General features: G+C 68.5%; 20 protein-coding genes and 1 riboswitch. Of the genes, 9 read left to right on the forward strand and 11 right to left on the reverse strand.

What is annotated here, in order from left to right; all coding sequences use genetic code 11:
- The first annotated feature begins 20 nt into the window (after positions 1 to 20).
- The 6 genes from ABGB01_RS14310 to disA all read left to right on the forward strand — a co-directional run bounded on the left by ABGB01_RS14310 (position 21) and on the right by disA (position 5,476).
- Positions 21 to 719: a class I SAM-dependent methyltransferase gene (locus tag ABGB01_RS14310; protein ID WP_347773763.1), complete on the forward strand. Its 699-nt coding sequence runs from the start codon at positions 21 to 23 to the stop codon at positions 717 to 719.
- Positions 720 to 994: 275 nt separating this feature from the next.
- Complete coding sequence (locus ABGB01_RS14315; protein ID WP_347773764.1) at positions 995 to 2,131, forward strand: serine hydrolase domain-containing protein; 1,137 nt, start codon at positions 995 to 997, stop codon at positions 2,129 to 2,131.
- Between the two features lie 69 nt (positions 2,132 to 2,200).
- Positions 2,201 to 2,569, forward strand: coding sequence for a MerR family transcriptional regulator (locus tag ABGB01_RS14320; protein ID WP_347619947.1), 369 nt, complete (start codon positions 2,201 to 2,203; stop codon positions 2,567 to 2,569).
- 2 nt (positions 2,570 to 2,571) lie between these two features.
- On the forward strand, positions 2,572 to 2,877 hold the full coding sequence (trxA, locus tag ABGB01_RS14325; RefSeq protein WP_347773765.1) for a thioredoxin: 306 nt from the start codon (positions 2,572 to 2,574) through the stop codon (positions 2,875 to 2,877).
- Positions 2,878 to 2,958: 81 nt separating this feature from the next.
- Positions 2,959 to 4,362, forward strand: coding sequence for a DNA repair protein RadA (gene radA / locus ABGB01_RS14330; protein WP_347773766.1), 1,404 nt, complete (start codon positions 2,959 to 2,961; stop codon positions 4,360 to 4,362).
- 40 nt (positions 4,363 to 4,402) lie between these two features.
- Positions 4,403 to 5,476: a DNA integrity scanning diadenylate cyclase DisA gene (gene disA / locus ABGB01_RS14335; RefSeq protein ID WP_347647990.1), complete on the forward strand. Its 1,074-nt coding sequence runs from the start codon at positions 4,403 to 4,405 to the stop codon at positions 5,474 to 5,476.
- 57 nt (positions 5,477 to 5,533) lie between these two features.
- On the opposite strand, the gene ABGB01_RS14340 is transcribed toward disA, so the two are convergent.
- A complete protein-coding gene (locus tag ABGB01_RS14340; RefSeq protein WP_347773767.1) occupies positions 5,534 to 6,196 on the reverse strand; it encodes a hypothetical protein in 663 nt (220 codons plus the stop codon).
- 358 nt (positions 6,197 to 6,554) lie between these two features.
- On the opposite strand from ABGB01_RS14340, the gene ABGB01_RS14345 reads away from it, so the two are divergent.
- Positions 6,555 to 7,430, forward strand: a complete 876-nt coding sequence (locus ABGB01_RS14345; RefSeq protein WP_347773768.1) for an A/G-specific adenine glycosylase — start codon at positions 6,555 to 6,557, stop codon at positions 7,428 to 7,430.
- Positions 7,431 to 7,669: 239 nt separating this feature from the next.
- Here ABGB01_RS14345 and ABGB01_RS14350 read toward each other — a convergent pair whose 3' ends face one another.
- Both ABGB01_RS14350 and ABGB01_RS14355 read right to left on the reverse strand, forming a co-directional pair.
- Entirely contained in the window at positions 7,670 to 8,086 is a 417-nt protein-coding gene (locus ABGB01_RS14350; RefSeq protein ID WP_347773769.1) for a cupin, read from the reverse strand.
- 14 nt (positions 8,087 to 8,100) lie between these two features.
- The gene (locus ABGB01_RS14355) at positions 8,101 to 8,478 is read right to left on the reverse strand and encodes a cupin (protein WP_347619954.1); all 378 of its coding nucleotides are present in this window, start codon (positions 8,476 to 8,478) and stop codon (positions 8,101 to 8,103) included.
- A 60-nt stretch (positions 8,479 to 8,538) separates the two neighbouring features.
- Here ABGB01_RS14355 and ABGB01_RS14360 point away from each other — a divergent pair, with 60 nt between their 5' ends.
- Positions 8,539 to 9,009: a MarR family winged helix-turn-helix transcriptional regulator gene (locus ABGB01_RS14360; protein ID WP_347773770.1), complete on the forward strand. Its 471-nt coding sequence runs from the start codon at positions 8,539 to 8,541 to the stop codon at positions 9,007 to 9,009.
- A gap of 45 nt (positions 9,010 to 9,054) precedes the next feature.
- Here ABGB01_RS14360 and ABGB01_RS14365 read toward each other — a convergent pair whose 3' ends face one another.
- The 6 genes from ABGB01_RS14365 to ABGB01_RS14390 all read right to left on the reverse strand — a co-directional run bounded on the left by ABGB01_RS14365 (position 9,055) and on the right by ABGB01_RS14390 (position 17,790).
- Positions 9,055 to 9,996, reverse strand: a complete 942-nt coding sequence (locus ABGB01_RS14365; protein WP_347773771.1) for a TIM barrel protein — start codon at positions 9,994 to 9,996, stop codon at positions 9,055 to 9,057.
- A 489-nt stretch (positions 9,997 to 10,485) separates the two neighbouring features.
- Positions 10,486 to 12,987, reverse strand: coding sequence for an ATP-dependent Clp protease ATP-binding subunit (locus tag ABGB01_RS14370; protein WP_347619957.1), 2,502 nt, complete (start codon positions 12,985 to 12,987; stop codon positions 10,486 to 10,488).
- Positions 12,988 to 14,175: 1,188 nt separating this feature from the next.
- Positions 14,176 to 14,508, reverse strand: a complete 333-nt coding sequence (locus ABGB01_RS14375) for an Lsr2 family protein (RefSeq protein WP_132332025.1) — start codon at positions 14,506 to 14,508, stop codon at positions 14,176 to 14,178.
- A gap of 517 nt (positions 14,509 to 15,025) precedes the next feature.
- Positions 15,026 to 15,514 carry an RDD family protein gene (locus ABGB01_RS14380; RefSeq protein WP_347773772.1) on the reverse strand — a complete coding sequence of 163 codons (489 nt, stop codon included), beginning with the start codon at positions 15,512 to 15,514 and terminating at the stop codon, positions 15,026 to 15,028.
- A 109-nt stretch (positions 15,515 to 15,623) separates the two neighbouring features.
- Complete coding sequence (locus ABGB01_RS14385; RefSeq protein WP_347773773.1) at positions 15,624 to 17,135, reverse strand: RDD family protein; 1,512 nt, start codon at positions 17,133 to 17,135, stop codon at positions 15,624 to 15,626.
- Between the two features lie 85 nt (positions 17,136 to 17,220).
- Positions 17,221 to 17,790, reverse strand: a complete 570-nt coding sequence (locus tag ABGB01_RS14390) for an amino-acid N-acetyltransferase (RefSeq protein ID WP_347773774.1) — start codon at positions 17,788 to 17,790, stop codon at positions 17,221 to 17,223.
- A 268-nt stretch (positions 17,791 to 18,058) separates the two neighbouring features.
- A riboswitch (cyclic di-AMP (ydaO/yuaA leader) is annotated at positions 18,059 to 18,199 on the forward strand.
- A 6-nt stretch (positions 18,200 to 18,205) separates the two neighbouring features.
- On the opposite strand from ABGB01_RS14390, the gene ABGB01_RS14395 reads away from it, so the two are divergent.
- Positions 18,206 to 19,249 (forward strand): C40 family peptidase, encoded by a 1,044-nt coding sequence (locus ABGB01_RS14395; protein ID WP_347773834.1) that lies wholly within the window; start codon positions 18,206 to 18,208, stop codon positions 19,247 to 19,249.
- A gap of 50 nt (positions 19,250 to 19,299) precedes the next feature.
- Here ABGB01_RS14395 and ABGB01_RS14400 read toward each other — a convergent pair whose 3' ends face one another.
- Complete coding sequence (locus ABGB01_RS14400; RefSeq protein ID WP_347619962.1) at positions 19,300 to 19,512, reverse strand: LuxR C-terminal-related transcriptional regulator; 213 nt, start codon at positions 19,510 to 19,512, stop codon at positions 19,300 to 19,302.
- Between the two features lie 608 nt (positions 19,513 to 20,120).
- The gene (gene lysX, locus ABGB01_RS14405; RefSeq protein ID WP_347773775.1) at positions 20,121 to 21,602 is read right to left on the reverse strand and encodes a bifunctional lysylphosphatidylglycerol synthetase/lysine--tRNA ligase LysX; all 1,482 of its coding nucleotides are present in this window, start codon (positions 21,600 to 21,602) and stop codon (positions 20,121 to 20,123) included.
- Between the last annotated feature and the right edge of the window lie 19 nt (positions 21,603 to 21,621).

The raw sequence follows: 21,621 nt of genomic DNA on the forward strand, positions 1-21,621 counted from the left end.
CGTGCGCCTAGCGTTGGACCATGCCACGGATAGCGAAAGGCGCGATCCCGAGCCCGAACATCTGGAACGCGCCGCAGGTCTACGAGCTGGAGAACCGCGCCGTCGACCCCGAGAGCGCGGCCGACGCGGCCATGCGCGAGCTGCGCCCCTGGGACGGCGCGACCGTGCTCGACATCGGCTGCGGCACCGGCTACCACCTGCCGGTCCTGGCCTCGTCGGCGTCCGGCGTCATCGGCGTCGAGCCGCACGGAGACCTGGCCGCGCTGGCCCGCCGCCGCTGCGCCGGCCTCCCCAACGTGACCGTGCACGCCGCCGCCGCCCAGGACCTGCCGCTGCCCGACGCGAGCGTGGACGTGGCGATGGCGCGCTGGGCGTACTTCTTCGGCCCCGGCTGCGAGCCGGGGCTGCGCGAGCTGTCCAGGGTGGTACGCCGCGGCGGCGCGGCCTTCGTGCTGGACCTCGACGCGACGCGGGGGTCGTTCGGCCGCTGGTTCTCGCACACCGTACCCACCTACTCGCCCCGCGACGTCGAGGCGTTCTGGGTCCGGCACGGCTGGCAACGGCGGCCGCTCGACCTCAGGATGGCCTTCGAGCGCCGGGCGGACCTGGAGGCGGTGCTGCGCATCGAGTTCGCGCCCGGCGTGGCCGAGCAGGCCATCGCCGAGACCCCTGGCCTGGAGATCCCCTATCCGAACGTGCTGCGCTGGCGTCACTTCTAGAACCGACCGGCGCGTCCCGTACGGCGACGAGTCCCTGACGGCTGCGCTTCCAGGCACTTCACCGCGTCCGAAGCCTCCTCAATGCGAGGGCTCGGCTTCCCCTGTCCCCGGCCTCGCGACCGGGACGACGAGCTGACGAGCCGGTTCGATCCGGCCGGAAACGACCAGGAAACCGGTCAAGGCCTAGTCATGGTCGTCGTAGGCGGGGGAGCTTCGTGAGCCTGATGCGGAGGCCCTCTCCTGGCTCAGCACGTCAACGTAGAGAGGACTCTCCCATGAATCGTGCGAGAAAGGCCGGCCTGGCCGGCCTGGCATGCGTGATGCTGGCACTCGGCACGCCCGCACACGCCACCGAGGCCGACGCGGCCAAGCCTGATCTGGGCGACGTGCAGAAGGCCCTCTCGGAACTGGCCAGAAGCCCCGAGATCCTGGGCACGATCGGAGCGCTCTACGTCGACGGCGAGAAGGTCGACACGGGAACGGCCGGCACCCGCCTGCTCGACGGCGAAGGCGGCAGAATCCCGGCCGATGCCCGCTTCCGGGCCGGATCCCAGACCAAGCCCATGATCCAGATCGTCATCATGCAACTGGTCGGGGAGGGCAGGCTGGCCCTGGACGACAAGCTCGGCGACCTGCTGCCCGTCATGGTCGAAAAAGATCTTGTGGACCGGGCCGATGAGATCACCGTGGAGCAGATGATCCATCACACCTCCGGCATCCCCAACTATTTCGAGCCGGGGGTGCTCGACCCATTCGACTTCACCACGAACTACTCTCCGCTGGAGATGATCGGGTTGACCCGGACGATGCCCCGCACCGGAGAGCCGGGGCAGAGCTACTCCTACTCCAACACCAACTACTTCCTCCTCGGACTGATCGTCGAGGAGCTCACGGAGCGCAGCCTGGCCGCCGAACTCGAGCGGCGCATATTCGACCCCGTCGGCATGGAGCGCACCTACCTGCCGGACAAGTTCCCCGGGCTCATCAAAGGCCCGCACGGGCATGGCTACCACCCCGGCGAGCAGGGCAAGCCGGTCGACGTCGACCGGCTCAACTCGAGCTACCTCTGGGCCGCCGGAGGCGTCATCTCCACCACGGACGACCTGAGCTCCTTCGCCCGGGCACGTGCGGGCGAGAAGCTCCTGTCGAAAGAACTGAAAGAGGCGCTGAACGCCGGCCGGCCGCCCCGCGACCCCGGCCAGCCGGCCCCCGAGCCGCCCGTTTGCGAGCGCGAGGACGGATACGGTGTCATGACGGGCGGCTCGTTCGGCTTCAGATCCATGACCTACAGCTCGCGCGACAGCCGCGTGCAGTTCGTCCTGTCGAACACGTTGAGCGCCGACCACGGCGATCCCGCGATCGACCCGCTGATCAAGAAGGCGGCCGAAGCCGTCCTGTGCCCCGCCAAGTGACCCCCGGTGAGTCGGACCTGCGCCTAAGGGCTTGACCTTGACGTCGGTGTCAATGTTTACCGTGGTCGTATGCGCATCGGAGAGCTGGCGGAACGCACAGGAGTGAGCCCGCGCTCGCTCCGCTACTACGAGCAGCACGGCCTGCTCAGCGCCCGTCGCGCGGCCAACGGCTACCGCGACTACGGCGAGGAGGACGTCAGGCTGGTCGCCGAGATCAGGGCGCTGCTCAGCGTGGGCTTCACGCTGGAGGACACCCGGCCGTTCCTCGACTGCCTGCGTCGGGGGCACAGCACGGGCGGCTCGTGCGCCGAGTCGGTCGAGGTCTACGAGCGCAAGCTCAAGGAGATCGACGAGGAGATCCGCGCCCTCCTCGCCCGCCGCGCCGAGGTGGCCGCCCAGCTCGCGCAGTCCTGTCCGGGTTGCTTCGTGAAGGGTTGAACATGATCACATTGACCACCGAAAACTACGAGGAGCAGGTGCTCAAGAACGACAAGCCGGTCCTGGTGGAGTTCTGGGCCGAATGGTGCGGGCCGTGCCGGATGGTGGGCCCCGTACTGGAGCAGATCGAGGCCGAGCACGGGCTGACGATCGGCAAGCTCGACACCGACGCGCACCCCGAGATCATGGCCCGTTACGGCGTGATGGCGGTGCCGACGATGTTGTTGTTCGAGAACGGCGAGCCGGTCAAGCAGATCGTGGGCGCCAAGCCGAAGCGCATGCTGGTCGCGGAGCTCGGCCTGGCGTGAACCGATCCCTTCGTGGTGGGCGCGCGGCAGGACGCCGCCGGGGCTCGAAGATTGTCGGCCCCTGCCGCTAGCCTGCTCCGCATGGCCAAGACTGCCTCGAAACCCGGATACCGCTGTGCCGAGTGCGGCTGGCGCACCACGAAATGGGTCGGCCGGTGCGGCGAGTGCCAGGCGTGGGGCACGGTCGACGAAGAGGGCGCCCGCGGCGTCAGCGTCGTCCAGGCCGGCGCCACCACCGCGCCCGCCCTGCCGATCGGCCAGGTCAAGGCCGAGGTGGCGGCGGCCCGCACGACCGGCGTCGCCGAGCTCGACCGGGTGCTCGGTGGCGGCCTGGTGCCGGGCGCGGTCGTGCTGCTGGCCGGTGAGCCGGGCATCGGCAAGTCCACGCTCCTGCTGGAGGCCGCGGCCCGCATCGCCGAGCGCGAGACGGTCCTCTATGTGACGGGCGAGGAGTCGGCCGCCCAGGTGCGCCTGCGTGCCGACCGCATCGGCGCCATCCAGGATCGCCTCTACCTCGCGGCCGAGACGGAGTTGTCGGCGCTGGTCGCCCACGTGGAGAAGGTCCAGCCCACCATGTTGGTGGTCGACTCGGTGCAGACCGTCGGCTCCGCGCAGGCCACGGGCGTGCCCGGCGGGGTCACACAGGTCCGCGAGGTGGCGGCCAATCTCGTGCGCCTGGCCAAGGAGCGCAACATGGCCACGGTGCTCGTCGGCCACGTCACCAAGGAGGGCTCGATCGCCGGCCCGCGCACGCTGGAGCACCTGGTCGACGTCGTGCTCAACTTCGAGGGCGACCGCCACTCCAGGCTCCGCATGGTGCGCGCGATCAAAAACCGGTTCGGCCCCACCGACGAGGTCGGCTGCTTCGACCTGCACGAGCGGGGCATCGAGGGCATCACCGACCCGAGCGGCCTGTTCGTCTCCAGGCGCAGCGAGCCGGTGCCCGGCACCTGCGTCACCGTCACGGTCGAGGGCACCCGCCCGCTGCCCGCCGAGGTGCAGGCCCTGGTCGCCCGCACCGACGCCCAGCAGCCCAGGCGCACGTCGTCGGGGCTCGACACCTACCGCGTGCAGATGATCCTCGCCGTGCTCGAGCGCCGGCTCAACGCCCGCCTCGGCGGATGCGACGTGTTCACGGCCACCGTGGGGGGCATCAAGCTGGCCGACCCCGCCGTCGACCTGTCGATCATGCTCGCCGTCGCCAGCGCCGCAGGAGACAAGCCGCTGCCGGCCGGCCTCGTGGCGCTCGGCGAGGTGGGCCTGGCGGGCGAGCTGCGTCCGGTCAAAGACGTCCGCAGGCGGCTGTCCGAGGCGGCCAGGATGGGGTTCAAGCGCGCCCTCGTGCCCGCCGGCTCCCTCGAAGAGGGCGGCCGCCGGCGTAATGGGCAGCGTGCTCTGGTGCCCGTGGGGCCGGTGGCGTTCGCACCCGGTTTCGAGGTCGTCCAGGCGGAGAACGTCTGGGACGCACTCACACACGTCACATAGCGCGGCTAAGCTGGGCGTGACCGATCGACACGGGGGTCAGGTGGATAGGAGTCTTGACGACCGTCGTCGCGAAGCCCTGGCAGCTGTGGCCCCAGGCACTCCGCTGCGCGACGGCCTGGAGCGGATCCTGCGCGGGCAGACCGGCGGGCTGATCGTGCTCGGCTACAACCGGGTCGTCGAAGAGGTCTGCAGCGGCGGGTTCGAGCTCGACGTCGACTTCTCGGCCACCAGGCTGCGCGAGCTGGCCAAGATGGACGGCGCCATCGTCGTGAGCGACCACAAGATCGTGCGTGCCGCCGTCCACCTCGTGCCCGACCCCGCCATCCCCACCGACGAGTCCGGCACCCGCCACCGCACCGCCCAGCGCGTCGCCCGGCAGACCGGCCTGCCCATCATCGCCATCAGCAAGTCGATGCGCATCATCGCCCTTTACCTCGACGGCATCCGCTACGTCCTGGAGGAGTCGGCGGCCATCCTGTCCAAGGCCAACCAGGCCCTGGCCACCCTCGAACGTTACAAACACCGTCTCGACGAGGTCTCCGGCACCCTGTCGGCCCTGGAGATCGAAGACCTGGTCACGGTCCGCGACGTCGCCGCCGTCGCCCAGCGACTCGAGATGGTCCGGCGCATCTCCGACGAGATCAAGGGCTACGTCGTCGAGCTGGGCACCGACGGCCGGCTGCTGTCCCTGCAGCTCGACGAGCTCGTGGCCGGTGTCGACTCCGAGCGCGAGCTGGTCATCCGCGACTATCTCCCGGCTCCCGCCGGCCGCCGCCAGCGCCGCCTGATCGAGGCCCTGCACGACCTCGACAAGCTGTCGGGCAACGAGCTGCTCGACCTCGCGGTGGTCGCCCAGGTGCTCGGCCACAACGGCACCGACATGCTCGAAACCCCGGTGAGCCCCAGAGGTTTCCGCCTGCTCGCCAAGGTGCCCCGCCTGCCGGCCACCGTGGTCGACCGCCTGGTCAACCACTTCGGCGGGTTGCAGAAGCTCCTGGCCGCCAGCATCGACGACCTTCAGGCGGTGGGCGGCGTCGGGGAGTCGAGGGCGCGCAGCGTACGCGAGGGCCTGTCCCGGCTCGCCGAGTCCTCCATTCTCGAACGCTACGTCTGACGGCCGGCGCCGGGGAGGCTCAGCGACGCATGGCCGGCGCTCCCGGCGGCGGGGCTTCTAACGAAGGTGGAAGACCCCCTTGCTGCTGCGGAGCTTGCCCATGCGCACGGTGGCCACATACGTCCCCGGCAGCGCGGCCGCCGGTGTGGCCGGGCAGTCGGCACGGGAGCGGCGGCGGTCCCATTCCAGCGACCGCACGTAAGGCACCCCCCGCTGGAGCTGCTCGATCTCCGTGCCCTGCCCGTTGACGCAGTCGGCGTTCGACCAGATCCGGTCCGCCCCCGAGGTGATGCGGATCTCCATGGCCCGCGGCCCCACGTCGGCCGTGCACATCACGGGTCCGGTGTTGACCAGCGTGACCAGGAAGGTGGGCCGGGCGTCGCCCGCGTAGATCTGCTCCTTGCCGCTCTGGAGGCTCAGCACCAGATCGTCCTCGACGCAGGGCTGGCCGGGCCTCCTCTCCCCGGCGGCGGGAGTCGGTGTGGGGGTGGCCGTCGGAGTCGGCGACGGGCTGGCCGTGCCCAGAGCCAGCGTACGCAGCCCGGCGAGCAGCGGATCCACGCTGGGCGTGGGGCTCGATGACGACTGCGCGCTGGACGTACGGCCCGGTCCGCTGCCACCGCTCGAGCACGCCCACGCCACCACGGCCACCACGACGAGAACCGCCACCAGCACGCTCATCCGACGCCGCCAGTAGACGTCACCGCCGTCGCCGCGCATCGAATCCGGGTCCATCGGGTTCGCGCGGTGCTCCCCACCTGCTTCACCAGGTGGAGGACCCCGCGCTCCCTCCCTTCCGATCTGGTCGGTTCCTGTGTCATTGCTTTGCCGGTCGTGAGAGTCCGGAGGTGGGTGTGCGCAGGTCGGTCGCTCACTTCTCCGTTGCGCCCCACCAGCGAGCGGGCCGCGCGCTCGAGCAGTGTGTGAGGGCTCGCCCTTCGCCAGGCCGCGGAAGCGGCTCAGCAGGAGGCCTCTCCCTTCAGGGAGCGGAGGAGCCACAACGCTCAGCATGGTAATTGTCCAGCCACGAAGAGTGACGACACGCCGAAGGCTGCGAACTCGGCATACGCTTGACCGCGTGGTTGAGCCGAACCTCCTGCACGCCCCCGTTCTCGACTGGTACGCCGACAACGCCCGAGACCTCCCCTGGCGTGCGGTCGACGCGACGCCGTGGGGCGTGCTCGTCAGCGAGATCATGCTCCAGCAGACCCCGGTCGCCCGCGTCCTGCCCGTCTGGCGCGAGTGGATGGCCCGCTGGCCCACTCCCAAGGCACTGGCCGCCGAGCAACCCGGCGAAGCCGTACGCCATTGGGGCCGGCTCGGCTATCCGCGCAGGGCGCTGCGGCTCCATGCGTGTGCCAGGGCCGTCGCCGAGGAACACGGCGGCGAGGTGCCGTCCGACCACGCGACCCTGCTGTCCCTGCCCGGCATCGGCGAATACACCGCCGCCGCGGTCGCCAGCTTCGCCTACGGCGGCCGCCACCCCGTGCTCGACACCAACGTGCGCAGGGTGTTCGCGCGTGCGGTGCGTGCCGAGGAATATCCGCCCACGGCCACCTCCGCGGCCGAGCGGCGGCTTGCGGAGGCGCTCCTGCCCGAGCTGGACGCGCCCCGCTGGGGCGTGGCGGTGATGGAGCTCGGCGCGCTGGTCTGCACGGCCCGCGCCCCGCGCTGCGCCGACTGCCCGATCACCCACCTGTGCGCCTGGCGGCTGGCCGGCAAACCGCCGCACGCCGGCCCCGCTCGTAAGGGCCAGACGTATGCGGGCACCGACCGCCAGTGCCGCGGCCGCCTCCTCGACGTGCTCAGGGCCGCCCACGGGCCGGTTCCCAAGGCGGCCCTCGACGCCGTGTGGGACGACGCGGTGCAGCGCGAACGCGCCCTGGACGGCCTGGTCGCCGACGGCCTCGCCGAACCCCTCGACGACGGCACCTACCGCCTCCCCCACTCCTGACCGCCCGGCCCGGGACCGGCCTTTCGAGCCGCACCCTGCGACCCCCTTGACCGCCGGCTTCCCCGCAACCTTCGCTCTGAGCGACACCGCAAGCCCTGACCGGCACCGCGCCCCCCGGAACGGGAGGCGGCACCACGCACCGTACGGCACCGCCGGCCCCGCGGTGGCTCACCGGCCGTGTGGTGGCACGGCGGACCGGACGGCGGCGGCGCGGCCGCTGGACGTAGCGCCGCCGGGGGTTACCGGGCCCAGGGCGGGACGGTGCGTTCCGTGCCCTTGGGGGCCAGGTCGCAGGCGTCCGAGGCCGACACGCCGTCAGGGTTGTAGACGTGGGCGCCGGAAGGCGCGGCGACGATCGAGACGAACCCGTGCTCGGGGTCGGCGAACATCTGCCTGCTCACGTCGGCGGGCAGCACCATGGTGTCCCCCACGCCGACCTCGAACCGCTCGCCTCCGAGCTCGACGACGGCCGCGCCGGCGAGCCACGTCCACACCAGTTCGGCGTCGAACGCGTGCACCGGCCCCACCATGCCGGGCCGGGCCTCCACCCGCCACACGACCTGCTCGGCCCCTCCCTGGGAGGGGGAGGCGAGTGTGGTCATGACGCCGTTGGGCGTCTCGATCTTGCGGGATTCAGTGGACAGGACCATGGCCATGGGAATCACCCTCCTCAAACGATCCACGGCGGGACGCCGTAGTCGGCTCCGTTCTCGGCAAGAGCCCTGGCGCCCGCCGGGGCCGTCACGACGGCGGTGTAGCCGCTGCCGGGGTCGGCGAGCACGCGCCTCACCGTGTGCGCGGGGATGACGACGGTGTCGCCCGCCGCGACCTCGAACCGGTCACCGCCCAGTTCGACGACGGCCGCTCCGGCCGTCCAGCTCCACACCTGCTCGCTGTCGAAGTCATGCACGGGCCCGCGCGCGCCCGGTTCGGCGTCCACCCGCCACAGGGCCCGCGAAGCCCCTCCCTGCGTCGGCGAGGCGAACGTCGTCATGACCCCGCCAGGGGTTTCCGACCGCCGCGCCTCGGCGTCACGAATGACAGTCACGTCCTGAAGCTCCTAAGATAGGCAACTACGTTGTCCATATAGTCAATCAGGTTGTCTATCATGTCAAGCGACGCCCCCGGCTTCGAACTACCGCTCCGCCTGCTGCTCGCCTTCAGGATGCTGATCGACGAGCTGCACGCCGAACTGGCCCGCCAAGGTCACCCGGACCTGCGGCCCATGCACGGGTTCGTCATGCAGGCGATCGGCCCGCGCGGCACCACCGCCGTCGAGCTGGGCCGCATGCTCGGCGTCTCCAAACAGGCCGCGGGCAAGACCATCGACACCCTCGAACGCCTCGGTTACGTCGAACGCACCACGGATTCCCACGACACCCGGCGCAAGATCGCCCGGCTCACGGCGTACGGGATGGACGCACTCGACCGCTCGGCCCGCATCTTCGACGACCTCCGCGCCCGCTGGGCCCACGAACTCGGCGAGGACCGGCTGCACGCCCTCGAGGCAGACCTGCGGAAGGTCACCCCGGACGGCCTCTGGCGCCTGGACACCCCCGGCTGGTTCGGCTCCCTCTGACCGAACGCCCCCGCCAGGCCGGACGGTCCGGGCACTCGCGGCTCCCTAGGCGGCCAGTTGCAGGCCCAGGCTGGTGAGATTCGTACGGGCCCAGGCCAGCTCATCGGCGAGCAGCGACACCAGCGCCCCAGGCCCCTTGGCCCGCCCGGGCACCATCAGGTTGTGCGTCTCCACCTCAATGTGCGCGCTCCCGCTGACCACCCCCGACAACATCGCCGTCAGCGTGTCGTGCAGCACGGCGCCCGTGCTGCTCGGCGTCTCCCCCGTGTGGCTGTGCACGTGCCCCAGCTTGACCACCGGCGCACCAGCCTCGGCCAGCCCCTTGAGCGCCACACCGGCCTCCTCGGCGCCGCCGGCCAGGTGGCAGGCGTCCAGGCACACGCCCAGGTGCTCGGAGTCGATGCCACACACCCGTGCCAGCGCCTGCTCGGTCGTCTCCAGCACGCACCCGGGCCACGGCTCGAACCCGACCCTGATCGTCTTGCCGGTCACGCTGTAGATGCCGCGCAGCTCGCGCGCCAGCCGTTCGAGCCGGCGGGTGGCGATGGAGTGCAGGTCGGCGGGCCAGTCGCGGCGCCACCCGATCGGTATCGTCGAGATGCTGCCGAAACGTACGTCGTCGGGGAGCAGGAACGCCAGGATCTTGGCCAGCGCCATCGTGTAGCGGTAGCGCTCGGGCTTGGCCCAGTCGGGCCCGGGCACGTCCTGGTTGCGTCCACCGGTGCCGTTGAGGCTCACGACTTCCAGGCCGCGCTCCTCCAGGGAGCGGCGCAGGCGTACGAGCTCGATGCGGTCGGCCGTGAGGTGGTCGGCGACGGCCGGCGACAACCACAACCCGATGCCCATCCGCTCGACCCCCAGCCGCTTGCGCACGGGCACGGCGTAACGGGTCAGGTGGGCGATCAGGTTCTCCAGGTCCTCAGCGGGGTGGACGCCTGCGTTGTAGGCGAGGTGAACGAGCGTTCCGTCATCGTGACGCAGGCGCATCGGTTTCCTCCAGGCTTGCGTTGTGTCTTCCCGTCGCCCGCCTTGGACGTGCGAACCCTGTGAGCATGCCTGCCGACGGGTGGCGAGCGCGTCCGCCCTGAGTTGACTTCGTCCTACTCCCGGGGGAGCAGTCATCACCAAGGCGAAGCTCTACACAGTGTAGTACTACTTCGCGTGGTGAAACACCCGAACTCCTGAACGATCGGGCAACGACCGCATCCGGCCGATCTCACGGGGGTACGTCATGCTAGATCCGTGGTCTGTCACGCCGGGCCGGATTGACGATCTCGAGACCATTCGCAGGGCCGGCCGGGGCCACTCCGGACGGTTCATCATGCCGCTGAGCGGCGACCACCCGGACCACGGCAGCAATGACCGGGAGCACCCCGGCAAGCTCTCAGACAGCGCCTCAGCGCCGAGGGCGGGCGCGCACGCGAAAGCCCCCGCGTGGATGACGCTCCACGCGGGGGCTTTCGAAAGAACCGGACGTCAGCGCTGGATCGGCGCTGCGATCGCGGCGGCCGAGTCGGGCACCTTGGAGGCGGACTCGCCCTTGAAGACGAACGTGGCGTCGTCGCCCTCGCCTTCGATGGTCACCTTGACGACCTGCCCCGGACGGAGCTCGCCGTAAAGGATCTTCTCCGACAGGGAGTCTTCCAGCTCGCGCTGGATCGTACGCCGCAGCGGACGGGCACCCATGACCGGGTCGTAGCCGCGGTCGGCCAGCAGCTGCTTGGCCTCGGGCGAGACGTCGAGCCCCATGTCGCGGTCCTTCAGCCTGGCGTCGACCTGGTTGAGCATCAGATCCACGATCTTGATGATCTCGTTGGGCGTCAGCTGGTGGAAGACCACGATGTCGTCGACGCGGTTGAGGAACTCGGGCCGGAAGTGCTGCTTGAGCTCTTCCTGCACCTTGGCCTTCATCCGGTCGTAGTTGGAGTCGGCGTCGTTGGACTTCGCGAACCCGACCCCGATGCCCTTGGAGATGTCACGGGTGCCGAGGTTGGTGGTCATGATGATGACCGTGTTCTTGAAGTCGACCACGCGGCCCTGGGCGTCGGTCAGGCGACCGTCTTCCAGGATCTGCAGCAGCGAGTTGAAGATGTCGGGGTGGGCCTTTTCGATCTCGTCGAACAGGACCACGGAGAACGGCTTGCGCCGCACCTTCTCGGTGAGCTGGCCGCCTTCTTCGTAGCCGACGTAGCCGGGAGGCGAGCCGAAGAGCCTGGAGACGGTGTGCTTCTCCATGAACTCCGACATGTCCAGGCTGATCAGAGCGTCTTCGTCGCCGAAGAGGAACTCCGCCAGAGCCTTGGACAGCTCGGTCTTACCGACGCCCGAGGGGCCGGCGAAGATGAACGAGCCGCCGGGGCGCCGCGGGTCCTTCAGGCCGGCACGGGTGCGCCGGATGGAGCGCGACAGGCCCTTGATGGCGTCGTCCTGGCCGATGATCCGCTTGTGGAGCTCGTCCTCCATGCGGAGCAGGCGCTGGGACTCCTCCTCGGTCAGCTTGAAGACCGGGATGCCGGTGGCGGTCGCCAGGACCTCGGCGATGAGCTCCTGGGTGACCTCGGCCACGACATCCATGTCGCCGGCCTTCCACTCCTTCTCCCGCCGCTCGCGCTTGAGCTGGAGCTGCTTCTCCTGGTCACGGAGGGCAGCGGCCTTCTCGAAGTCCTGCGCGTCGATCGCGGACTCCTTGTCGCGGCGGACGTTGGCGATCTTCTCGTCGTATTCGCGGAGGTCCGGCGGCGCGGTCATCCTGCGGATGCGCATCCTGGAGCCGGCCTCGTCGATGAGGTCGATCGCCTTGTCGGGAAGGTAGCGGTCGCTGATGTAGCGGTCGGCCAGCTGCGCGGCGGCCACCAGCGCGTCGTCGGTGATGGACACGCGGTGGTGCGCCTCGTAGCGGTCGCGCAGACCCTTGAGGATCTCGATCGTGTGGCTGAGCGAGGGCTCGGCCACCTGGATCGGCTGGAACCGGCGCTCCAGCGCCGCGTCCTTCTCGAGGTATTTGCGGTATTCGTCGAGCGTCGTCGCGCCGATCGTCTGCAGCTCGCCGCGGGCCAGCATGGGCTTGAGAATGCTGGCGGCGTCGATCGCGCCCTCGGCGGCGCCTGCGCCCACGAGCGTGTGCAGCTCGTCGATGAACAGGATGATGTCGCCGCGGGTGCGGATCTCCTTGAGCACCTTCTTCAGGCGCTCTTCGAAGTCGCCGCGGTAGCGGGAGCCGGCGACCAGGGCGCCGAGGTCAAGCGTGTAGAGCTGCTTGTCCTTCAGCGTCTCGGGCACCTCGCCCCTGACGATCTTCTGCGACAGGCCTTCGACGACGGCGGTCTTGCCGACGCCGGGCTCGCCGATGAGAACGGGGTTGTTCTTGGTCCTCCTGGAGAGGACCTGCATGACCCGCTCGATCTCCTTCTCGCGGCCGATGACCGGATCCAGCTTGCCCTCGCGGGCCGCCTGGGTCAGGTTGCGGCCGAACTGGTCGAGCACCAGGGAGGTCGACGGGGCCGACTCCTGCGGGCCACCCGCGGCGGCCGGCTCCTTGCCCTGGTAACCGTGGAGCAACTGGATGACCTGCTGCCTGACACGGTTGAGATCAGCTCCAAGCTTGACCAGCACCTGGGCGGCCACACCTTCACCCTCACGGATGAGCCCGAGCAGGATGTGCTCGGTGCCGATGTAGTTGTGACCCAGTTGCAAAGCCTCACGGAGCGACAGCTCGAGGACCTTCTTGGCCCGCGGGGTGAACGGAATGTGCCCCGACGGAGCCGACTGGCCCTGGCCGATGATCTCCTCGACCTGCTGGCGCACACCCTCAAGGCTGATGCCGAGGCTCTCCAGAGCCTTGGCGGCTACGCCCTCACCTTCGTGGATCAAACCAAGAAGAATGTGCTCAGTGCCGATGTAGTTGTGGTTGAGCATCCTGGCCTCTTCTTGGGCCAGGACGACAACACGCCTCGCTCGGTCGGTGAACCTCTCGAACATCTCGTCGCTCCTCACAGAGCGGTCAGTCAGGCCGGTAAATCCGGTCCCGTCATCCCGCATGCTAGCCCTGGCTCGGCGAACCGTGCCCACTGCCGCTGACACGCTCTATAGCAGACACGTTCCCCGGGAGCAGGGCGTTCACCCTCCATCCAACTACCGTTCGGGGGTGACGTGTTCCCGATACGCCGCAAGCGAACGATGTTTAGGACGCTTCGCGGAAGCGGCTGGAATTCTGCCGCCGCACCGTATCCGGACCACCACGATCGGCCATCGAACGTCAGGGGTGAAGCCGACCGGGGCGCCACTCACCTGCGCATCTCAGATGCCGCGTACGTATCTGTTACGCAATCATCCTATGTCCCGACGCAATGCTTGGCCAACCGCCCGTGCTACGCCCTGAGCACAACGGGGCACACCTCACGCCGCACACAGAGTAATACGTCATCCGGTCAGCTCGGTTACCGATCTCATCTCGCATCATGAGACACTGCACCGGCGCGCATGCCATTCGCGCTCATCCTCGCCGTCGCGGACCGGCGGCATTCCGCGCGCCCACCACACTTCGTGATGGCCCGGCATTGTGCGCACATGCTCGCGGGAGCGGATTGTGCGAGGCGTGCTCATGCTTACGGGTTATGCCGCCGAGCATGAGCACTCCGCGCATCTCCAGGAAGCGGCATATGGCCAGAGGCCACGCAACGTGCACGCCGGCGTTTTGCGCGGATGCCCACACCTCCGTGCCATACGGGGTTTCCGGCGCCGAGCGCGAGTCGAGATCGCGGTTAAGGCTACAGCGCGTGAAGATCGCCGCCGCCCTTTAGGCGCCCGGATTTCCGTCATGGCGCGTTCCATGAGCGCGACGCTTGTCCGTGACGGTAGGCGAATGACGTGGCCCGCGGGCAATCCGGGCGCCTCGCGGCGAGAAGCGTACGTTGAATGGGGTATGGCCACGCGGCGCATTCGGACACGCCGGGCGCGACGCCGTCACATATGCGGGCGTCTCATCGCGGAAACGGGGCCGAGAGCCGGACCGAACACGCGACCAAAACGCCCGCATATGGACGGGTCAGTCGATCATCATCCGGGCCGTCCCGCCATTCGAAACGGCCTGGACACGATCATGCGCTTATGGCGGTCGCCGGGGTCCTAGGCGAACGGCATAAGCGCATGGTCGAACAGCGGGCTCTCCTAGTGAGCCTGCTCGTACTTCTCGACGACGGTGGAGGCGATGCGGCCTCGCTCGCTGACGGGCAGGCCGTGGGCCTTGGCCCACTGCCGGATCTCCGAGCTCTTCTCGCGGCTCATCGCGCGGTTGCCGCCGCGGCCACGCCGACGCGTGGTGACGGCACCGGCCCTGCGCGCATGCTGCACGAAAGGCGTGAGCGCGTCCCTCAGCTTCTTCGCGTTAAGGTCGCTGAGGTCAATCTCATAGGAGGAGCCGTCAATAGCGAAGCTGACCGTCTCATTGGCCTCGCCCCCATCGAGGTCATCGATGAGAATCTCCTGGATCTGCTTGGCCATCTACGCAATCCTTTCGCGGAGCATTGTTTCATTCGCCAGCCCAAACATATACCCGGAAAGGCGTGGAGACAATTCAGCGCTACGGGGATTCGGCTGACTAGCCGATCAGTTCTGGCCCTCGGCCTGATCCTCACGGTTTCGCCGGTCGCCAAGGGCCTCCGACCGGACCAACTTCACGACGCCAAAGATGAAGGCGCCGCCCACCACCACCGGGGGGATGAGCGCTGACAATACGTCTGTAAGGGCTTCCATTCGTCCTCGCCTCCACGGCTGACGGGGTTTCGGGGCGCTTTAAGCGCGCGGAGCGCCTCCCGGAGGGAGCGCTGCGGGCCCCTCATGGTGCGCAAGGCGACAACCGCCCGCACCCGACCATAGCGGCACACAGATGCCCTACGTGTCGCAGGGACACCAACATCCGGCAACCCGGACGCCCCATAGCCTAATGCCAGTCTCTCCAGGCTCCTTACCGGATCATGGGAAAATTTTGCGAAAAGACATCCGTGCAGGTGCGGATGGCTCAGCGAAGATCTTTAACCACGCGTGTTCCAGCCAGCCTGTCATGCGGCCCGCGCTCCAGCGGCTTGTCGATCAGGATGAGCATACCGACACCGAACAGCAGCATTCCGGCCACCAGATTGGCCACCGGAATGCCCATGAGCATGACAGGTCCCGGATAGACCAGGGAGCGTTTGAGCAGAGCACGGGCCGGGACATCCCGCGGCACCAGGCGGATCCGCATGATCGCCTGGCCGAACGTACGCCCGTGCCGCCAATGCGCCCACCAGTCGTAGCCCGTATAACCCAGCCCGGCGGCCGCCCACGCGAACACTCCGGGCAGCCGGCCGTCGAACACCTCCATCATGCCGACAGTCCGGAAGACCGCCCACAGCGCAATGAACAGAATGTAATAAACGATGCCGAAGACGAGCGCTTCAATGAGCCGGGCAGCCAGCCGTTCCCACCATTCCGCGGGCACCGCGTCCGTCCACGGCGACGTCCCGGCCATAACCCTCACCTCGCGACATCGACGGCAGAGAGCCCTACATTCCGCACCTACCCTCACATACAAAACAGAGGCCGGCGGGAAGCCGGCCCCTGTTTCGTGGTTGTGCCGATTACTTGATCTTGACCACCACGGTGTTCGCGAACTTGTCCGCGAACGTCTGCTGCAGCGGCTTGTCCCAGAGCATCGAAGCACCGTTCAGGGCGCAGATGAGGCCCGCCAGCATGGTGCCGAACGGCAGGAAGTAGAGGATGTAGGCGCCCCAGGTCACGCCGGCCCGCTTGATGGCGGCGTCGCCGGGCAGGCCGCCGGGGGGCATCATCTGACCCACCGGCACGACCTTGATCCCCATGATCATCTTGCCGACCGTCTGGCCCTTCATCTTGTGCATGAGGAAGTCGTAACCGACGTAGACGGCGGTGAGGACGATGGCCAGCACGATGTTGAGCGCGAACGAGCTGAACATCCCCGAGGTGGCGCCGCTGGTCGAGTCGTAGCTGGCCAGGAGCAGCGCCGTGAACACGATGGTCAACACGACCATCACGACGCCGAAAAGGACGCCGTCGATGAGTCGCGCCACCAGACGCTGCCACCACTCCGCCAGCGGGGCGGGAGCCCCAGGCGGCTGCACGCCGACCGGGCCGTAGCCCGGCTGGCCGTAGGGAGCCTGACCGTAGCCGGCCTGCTGCGGCTGCTGCCCGTAGCCCTGCTGGCCGTACTGCTGGTCGCCGTACTGCTGGCCGTAGCCGGGCTGGGCGTAACCGGGCTGGGACTGCTGTGGCTGCCCGTAGCCCTGCTGGCCGTACTGCTGCTGACCGTAGCCGGGCTGGGACTGCGGCTGCTGACCATACTGCTGGTCGTACTGCTGACCCGACTGGGGTTGCTGACCATAGCCCTGTTGCTGGTCGTACTGCTGACCCGACTGGGGTTGCTGACCATAGCCCTGTTGCTGGTCGTACTGCTGGCCCGACTGGGGTTGCTGACCATAGCCCTGTTGCTGGTCGTACTGCTGGCCCGACTGGGGCTGCTGGCCGTAGCCCTGCTGCTGACCGTACTGCTGGTCGTAGCCGGACTGCTGCTGCCCGTAACCCTGCTGCTGGCCGTAGTCGGGCTGGGACTGGGGCTGCTGGCCGTAGCCCTGCTGCTGACCATACTGCTGGTCGTAGCCGGACTGCTGCTGCCCGTAACCCTGCTGCTGGCCGTAGTCGGGCTGGGACTGGGGCTGCTGGCCGTAGCCCTGCTGCTGACCATACTGCTGGTCGTACTGCTGGCCCTGCTGGGGTTGCTGGCCGTAGCCCTGCTGCTGGCCATACTGCTGCTGGCCGTAGTCGGGCTGAGACTGGGGCTGCTGGCCGTATTGGGGTTGCTGGCCGTAGCCCTGCTGCTGGCCGTACTGCTGCTGGCCGTAGCCCTGCTGCTGACCGTATGGGGGTTGCTGGCCGTAGCCCTGCTGCTGACCATAGGGGGGCTGTTGCCCGTAGGCGTCGTCCGCCCGGTAGCCGACCACAGTGACGTCGGGGTCGGGCTCGCCGGGGTGGCGGCCCGGAGCCTGCTGGCCGTAGTGGGGAGGCGCAGCGTTCTCGCCGGATTCGTCCTGTGGGTACGGCGGCTGTCCGGTGCTCACCGTGTCACCTCGCTTCGAGTGCGCGCGTGGCACGTGTCAGGACACATGCCTGTGCTGCCCAACGTATCGACATAGGTATCAACAATCACCTTTCCATGTGGTCAAGGTCCGCGTCACCCGACGTCAGATGGAGCAGCATGCGGGTGTTGCCCAGGGTGTTCGGCTTGACGTGTTCCAGGTCGAGGAACTCCGCTACACCCTCGTCATACGAGGCCAGCAGCTCGGCGTAGACCTCGGGGGAGACCGGCGTGCCCTGGATGCGGCGAAAACCGTGCCTCGCGAAGAAGTCGACCTCAAAAGTAAGACAGAATACACGTTGCAGACCAAGATCTTTGGCTTGCTGGATCAGCGCTGAGACGATCCGGTGGCCGACTCCCGTGCCGCGGCATTCGGGATCGACGGCCACCGTGCGGACCTCTGCGAGGTCCTCCCAGAGCACGTGGAGCGCGCCACAGCCGACGATCTGCCCGCCACGCTCGGCCACCCAGAACTCCTGTACGTCTTCGTACAGCGTCACCGTGGCCTTTTTCAGGAGCCGCGAGCCCGCGCCCGCATAGGCGTCGACCAGGCGCCTGACCCCCCGCACGTCAGGCGTGCGCGCACGCCGGACCACCACCGCGGTCTCGGGCACAGTCAGTTCGGCCACCTGCTCCATGGCTCTCCAGAGTACAGATGTCATTACGGCTCGGACCTAACTCACATGTCTCCGCCCATCCTGTTACATCTCGTGGCCGGGCGTGCACGGCGTCGCGCCGGGCGGTCGTTCGGGAGGAAGCGCCACATACAGTCACTCCTGCCCGAGTGGCACCGAGATCACCTTGTGACCCTTCGGTTGTGAAACCTCTACAGAGTTGGCAGTTCTGGTTGAGCAGGAACCCGGAGTGCATTAGTGTCCAGCGACGATGATCCCCGCGTGTCGCGCGCGGGGAAGCACGCTCAATTCCTCAGGGAAGCCGGGGACCCGCCGGTGGCGACCGCCATCACGGGGTGAATCCGAGTTTTTCGGTAGGGCTGCTCCGGCCCGAACCCGTCAGCTAACCCGGTAGGCGTCTATGAGAGGAGCCTGGTTGGTGAAGCGCACACTCAACCGTGGGAGGACGTCGGCGGGCAAGCACGCCCGCCCTCCGGAACGCGCCCCGTTGCGCCGCCGTCTCGGTGTGGCGAGTTTCACAGCCGCCGCGCTGCTGCTCTCGGTTCCCACCGTTCCGGCGTCCGCCGACCCCAAGCCCTCGCTCAAAGACCTCGCCGCGCGGGTCGAGAAGATGCACGTCGAGATCGAGACGCTGACCGAGCAGTACAACGGGCAGCGGGAGAAGCTGAAGACGGCCAAGAAGGCCGCCGAGGCCGCGCAGAAGACGCTGACGGCCAGCGAGACGGATCTGGCGGCCAAGCGCGCCAAGGCCGTCCTGCTCGCCCAGAACGCCTACATCACGGGCGGGCTGAGCCGGGCGCTGGCGTTCACCTCCTCCCAGGACCCCGGCAACTTCCTCGACCGCGCCGCGACCACGTTCGCGATCGAGCAGCGGCAGGGCGAGGAGCTCAACCAGCTCACCAAGGCCAGGAAGGCCGCCGAGCGCGCCAGGGCGAGCGCCAGGTCGCGCATCAGCGAGGTCGAGAAGATCGTCAAGGACCTCGACACCAAGCGTGACAAGATCAGCAAGCTGGTCGCCAAGGTCGAGAGCAACCTGTTCAGGCGGGCGCTGGGCGAGGCCGGCCGTCCCGGCACCCGCGCCACCCGCGTCAATCTGCCGATCGCGGGCAGCGGAAAGGCCGCGCAGGCGGCACGGTGGGCGCTCACGCAGCAGCTCAAGCCGTACGTCTGGGGAGCCGAGGGCCCCGGCTCCTACGACTGCTCCGGCCTGGTGATGGCGGCCTACCAGCGGGTGGGCATCTCGCTGCCGCACTACACGGGCAACCAGTGGACGGCCGGGCGGCACATCTCACGCGACGAGATGCGTCCAGGCGACCTGGTGTTCTTCTACAGCGACCTGCACCACGTGGGCATCTATCTCGGCGGCGGCATGATGGTGCACGCCCCTCGGACGGGTGATGTGGTGCGGATCGCGTCGATCGAACGGCGGCCGTTCGCGGGCGCGGTGCGCATCGCCGATTGAAGCTCTGAGCCGAGAGGCGAGCGACGTGAAGGCGCAGTGAGCGGGCGCCGCTAGATCAGCTGGCGGCGTGCCGCCCACGCCACGGCCTCGATCGCGGTGGCGACGCCGATTCGGTCGCAGATGCCGCGCAGCCTCCGGCGTACGGTGCGGCCGCTGATGTCCAGTCGCCTGCCCACCCGATCGACCGTGACTCCTCTGGCGAGTTCCGCCAGTAACGCCAGATCCGCATGGCTCAGCTCAACGCCTTCAGTGAGCACTTCCATCGGGAGCCCTCCCCCCCAACAGCAGGCCTGGACCCCTCTTAGCCAGGCCACAGCCGCTCCTCGCAGACGGTAAACGCATCATGGAAAGGTCGTCAAGCATGACAATCGCCGCTCTTGACCAGCACTATTGACATGATCCGCCGTATGTTGCCGAGTCTCGTCCGCCGGCGGCCTTCGCCGCTCGACATACGGTCCGCGCGCCCTCTCGGTCAGGCCCGACCCGGCGCCGATCGGTCCGGCCGACGTCCCGGTTTTTGATCCATCCGAGCGCTATTTACTGCGTGATCCATACGTACGGGCGGGAACGCGCAGCCGCTCTTCACCACGGGCGGCGGCACGCGGCAAGCCAGGAGTCACCTTATTTCCGGACCTGGGCGGGCGGCACCGTCATGGCGGACCCAGCGCTGCCAGCCGTCCCCCACGAATCTCCGCACACCCGCGCGCCACTCGCCCGCGGTCTTGACCCGATGCTGACAAGCCCGGCCCTGATCCCGGGGCAGGACGGCCGATCGTCCGTCACCGCTTTCCCGGCACGACCGAGCGCCTGCCCGGCTCGCCCGCTCGCGGGGCATCCCGCCGCAACCGGTGCGGCGGGATGCAACGTGGCCTCAGTGAGTGGGCTTGACCAGGGGGAACAGGATGGTCTCGCGGATGTTCTTACCGGTGAAAGCCATGATCATCCGGTCGATGCCGGCGCCCATGCCGCCCGTCGGTGGCATCGCGTATTCGAGCGACTGCAGGAAGTCCTCGTCGAGCTGCATGGCCTCCGGGTCGCCGCCCGCGGCCAGCAAGGACTGCTCGACCAGGCGGCGGCGCTGCTCGATGGGGTCGTTGAGCTCGGAGTAGCCGGTGCCCAGCTCGGTGCCGAACCCGATGAGGTCCCACTTCTCCGTCACCAGCGGGTCGTCGCGGTGCTGCCGGGCCAGCGGCGAGGTCTCCAGCGGGTAGTCCATGACGAACGTGGGCTGGATGATCGTGTGCTCGACGAGCGCCTCGAAGAGCTCCTGCACGAGCTTGCCCGCGCCCCACTTCGGGTCCCAGGGGATCTCTCGCCGGTCGGCGATCTTGCGCAGCTCTTCGAGCGAGGTCGAGGTCGTGATCTGCTCGCCGACGGCCTCGGACACCGCGCCGTAGAGGGTGACGCGCGGCCACTCGGGGATGCCCAGGTCGACCTCGACGCCGTCGTGCACCACCACCGAGGTGTCCAGGGCGGCCACGACGGCCTTCTGGTACATCCGCTGCGTCAGGTCGGCGATGCCGTTGTAGTCGAGGTAGGTGCCGTAGGCCTCGACCATGGTGAACTCGGGGTTGTGCGTCGAGTCGGCGCCCTCGTTACGGAAGTTGCGGTTGATCTCGAAGACCTTCTCGATGCCGCCGACCACGAGCCGCTTGAGATAGAGCTCGATCGCGATGCGGAGATAGAGCTCCATGTCGTAAGCGTTGATGTGGGTCTTGAACGGCCGGGCCGTGGCGCCGCCGTGGATCGGCTGCAACATCGGCGTCTCGACCTCGAGGTAGCCCTCCTCGTGCCAGAAGTCGCGCACCGCGCGCACGGTGGCGCTGCGGACCCTGGCCATCTTCCTCGACTCGTCGTTGACGATCAGGTCGACGTAGCGCTGGCGGACCCGCGCCTCCGGGTCGGTGAGGCCGACGTGCTTCTCCGGCAGCGGGCGCAGGCACTTGCTGGTGATCTGCCAGCTGTCGGCCAGGACGGACAGCTCGCCCCTGCGCGAGGTGATGACCTCGCCGGTCACGCCCACGTGGTCGCCCAGGTCGACGTCGTGCTTCCAGCGGGCCAGCGACTCCTCGCCCACCTTGTCGAGCGAGATCATGACCTGCAGGTCGGCGCCGCCGTCGCGGAGCGTGGCGAAGCAGAGCTTGCCGCCCACGCGGTTGAGCATGACGCGGCCCGCGACCGAGACCGTGTCACCGGTGGCGGTGTCGGGCTCCAGGCCCTGGTATTTCTCCCTGACCTCGGCGTTGGTGGCCGTTCGTGGGAAAAGCACCGGGTAAGGGTCGACGCCCTCGCTGCGAAGGCGGTCGAGCTTCTCCCTCCGGATGCGCATCTGCTCGGGAAGTTCGTCGCTCACAACAACAAAGGGTAGGGGA

The organism is Nonomuraea sp. B5E05 (assembly GCF_039880665.1).
Taxonomy (GTDB): domain Bacteria; phylum Actinomycetota; class Actinomycetes; order Streptosporangiales; family Streptosporangiaceae; genus Nonomuraea.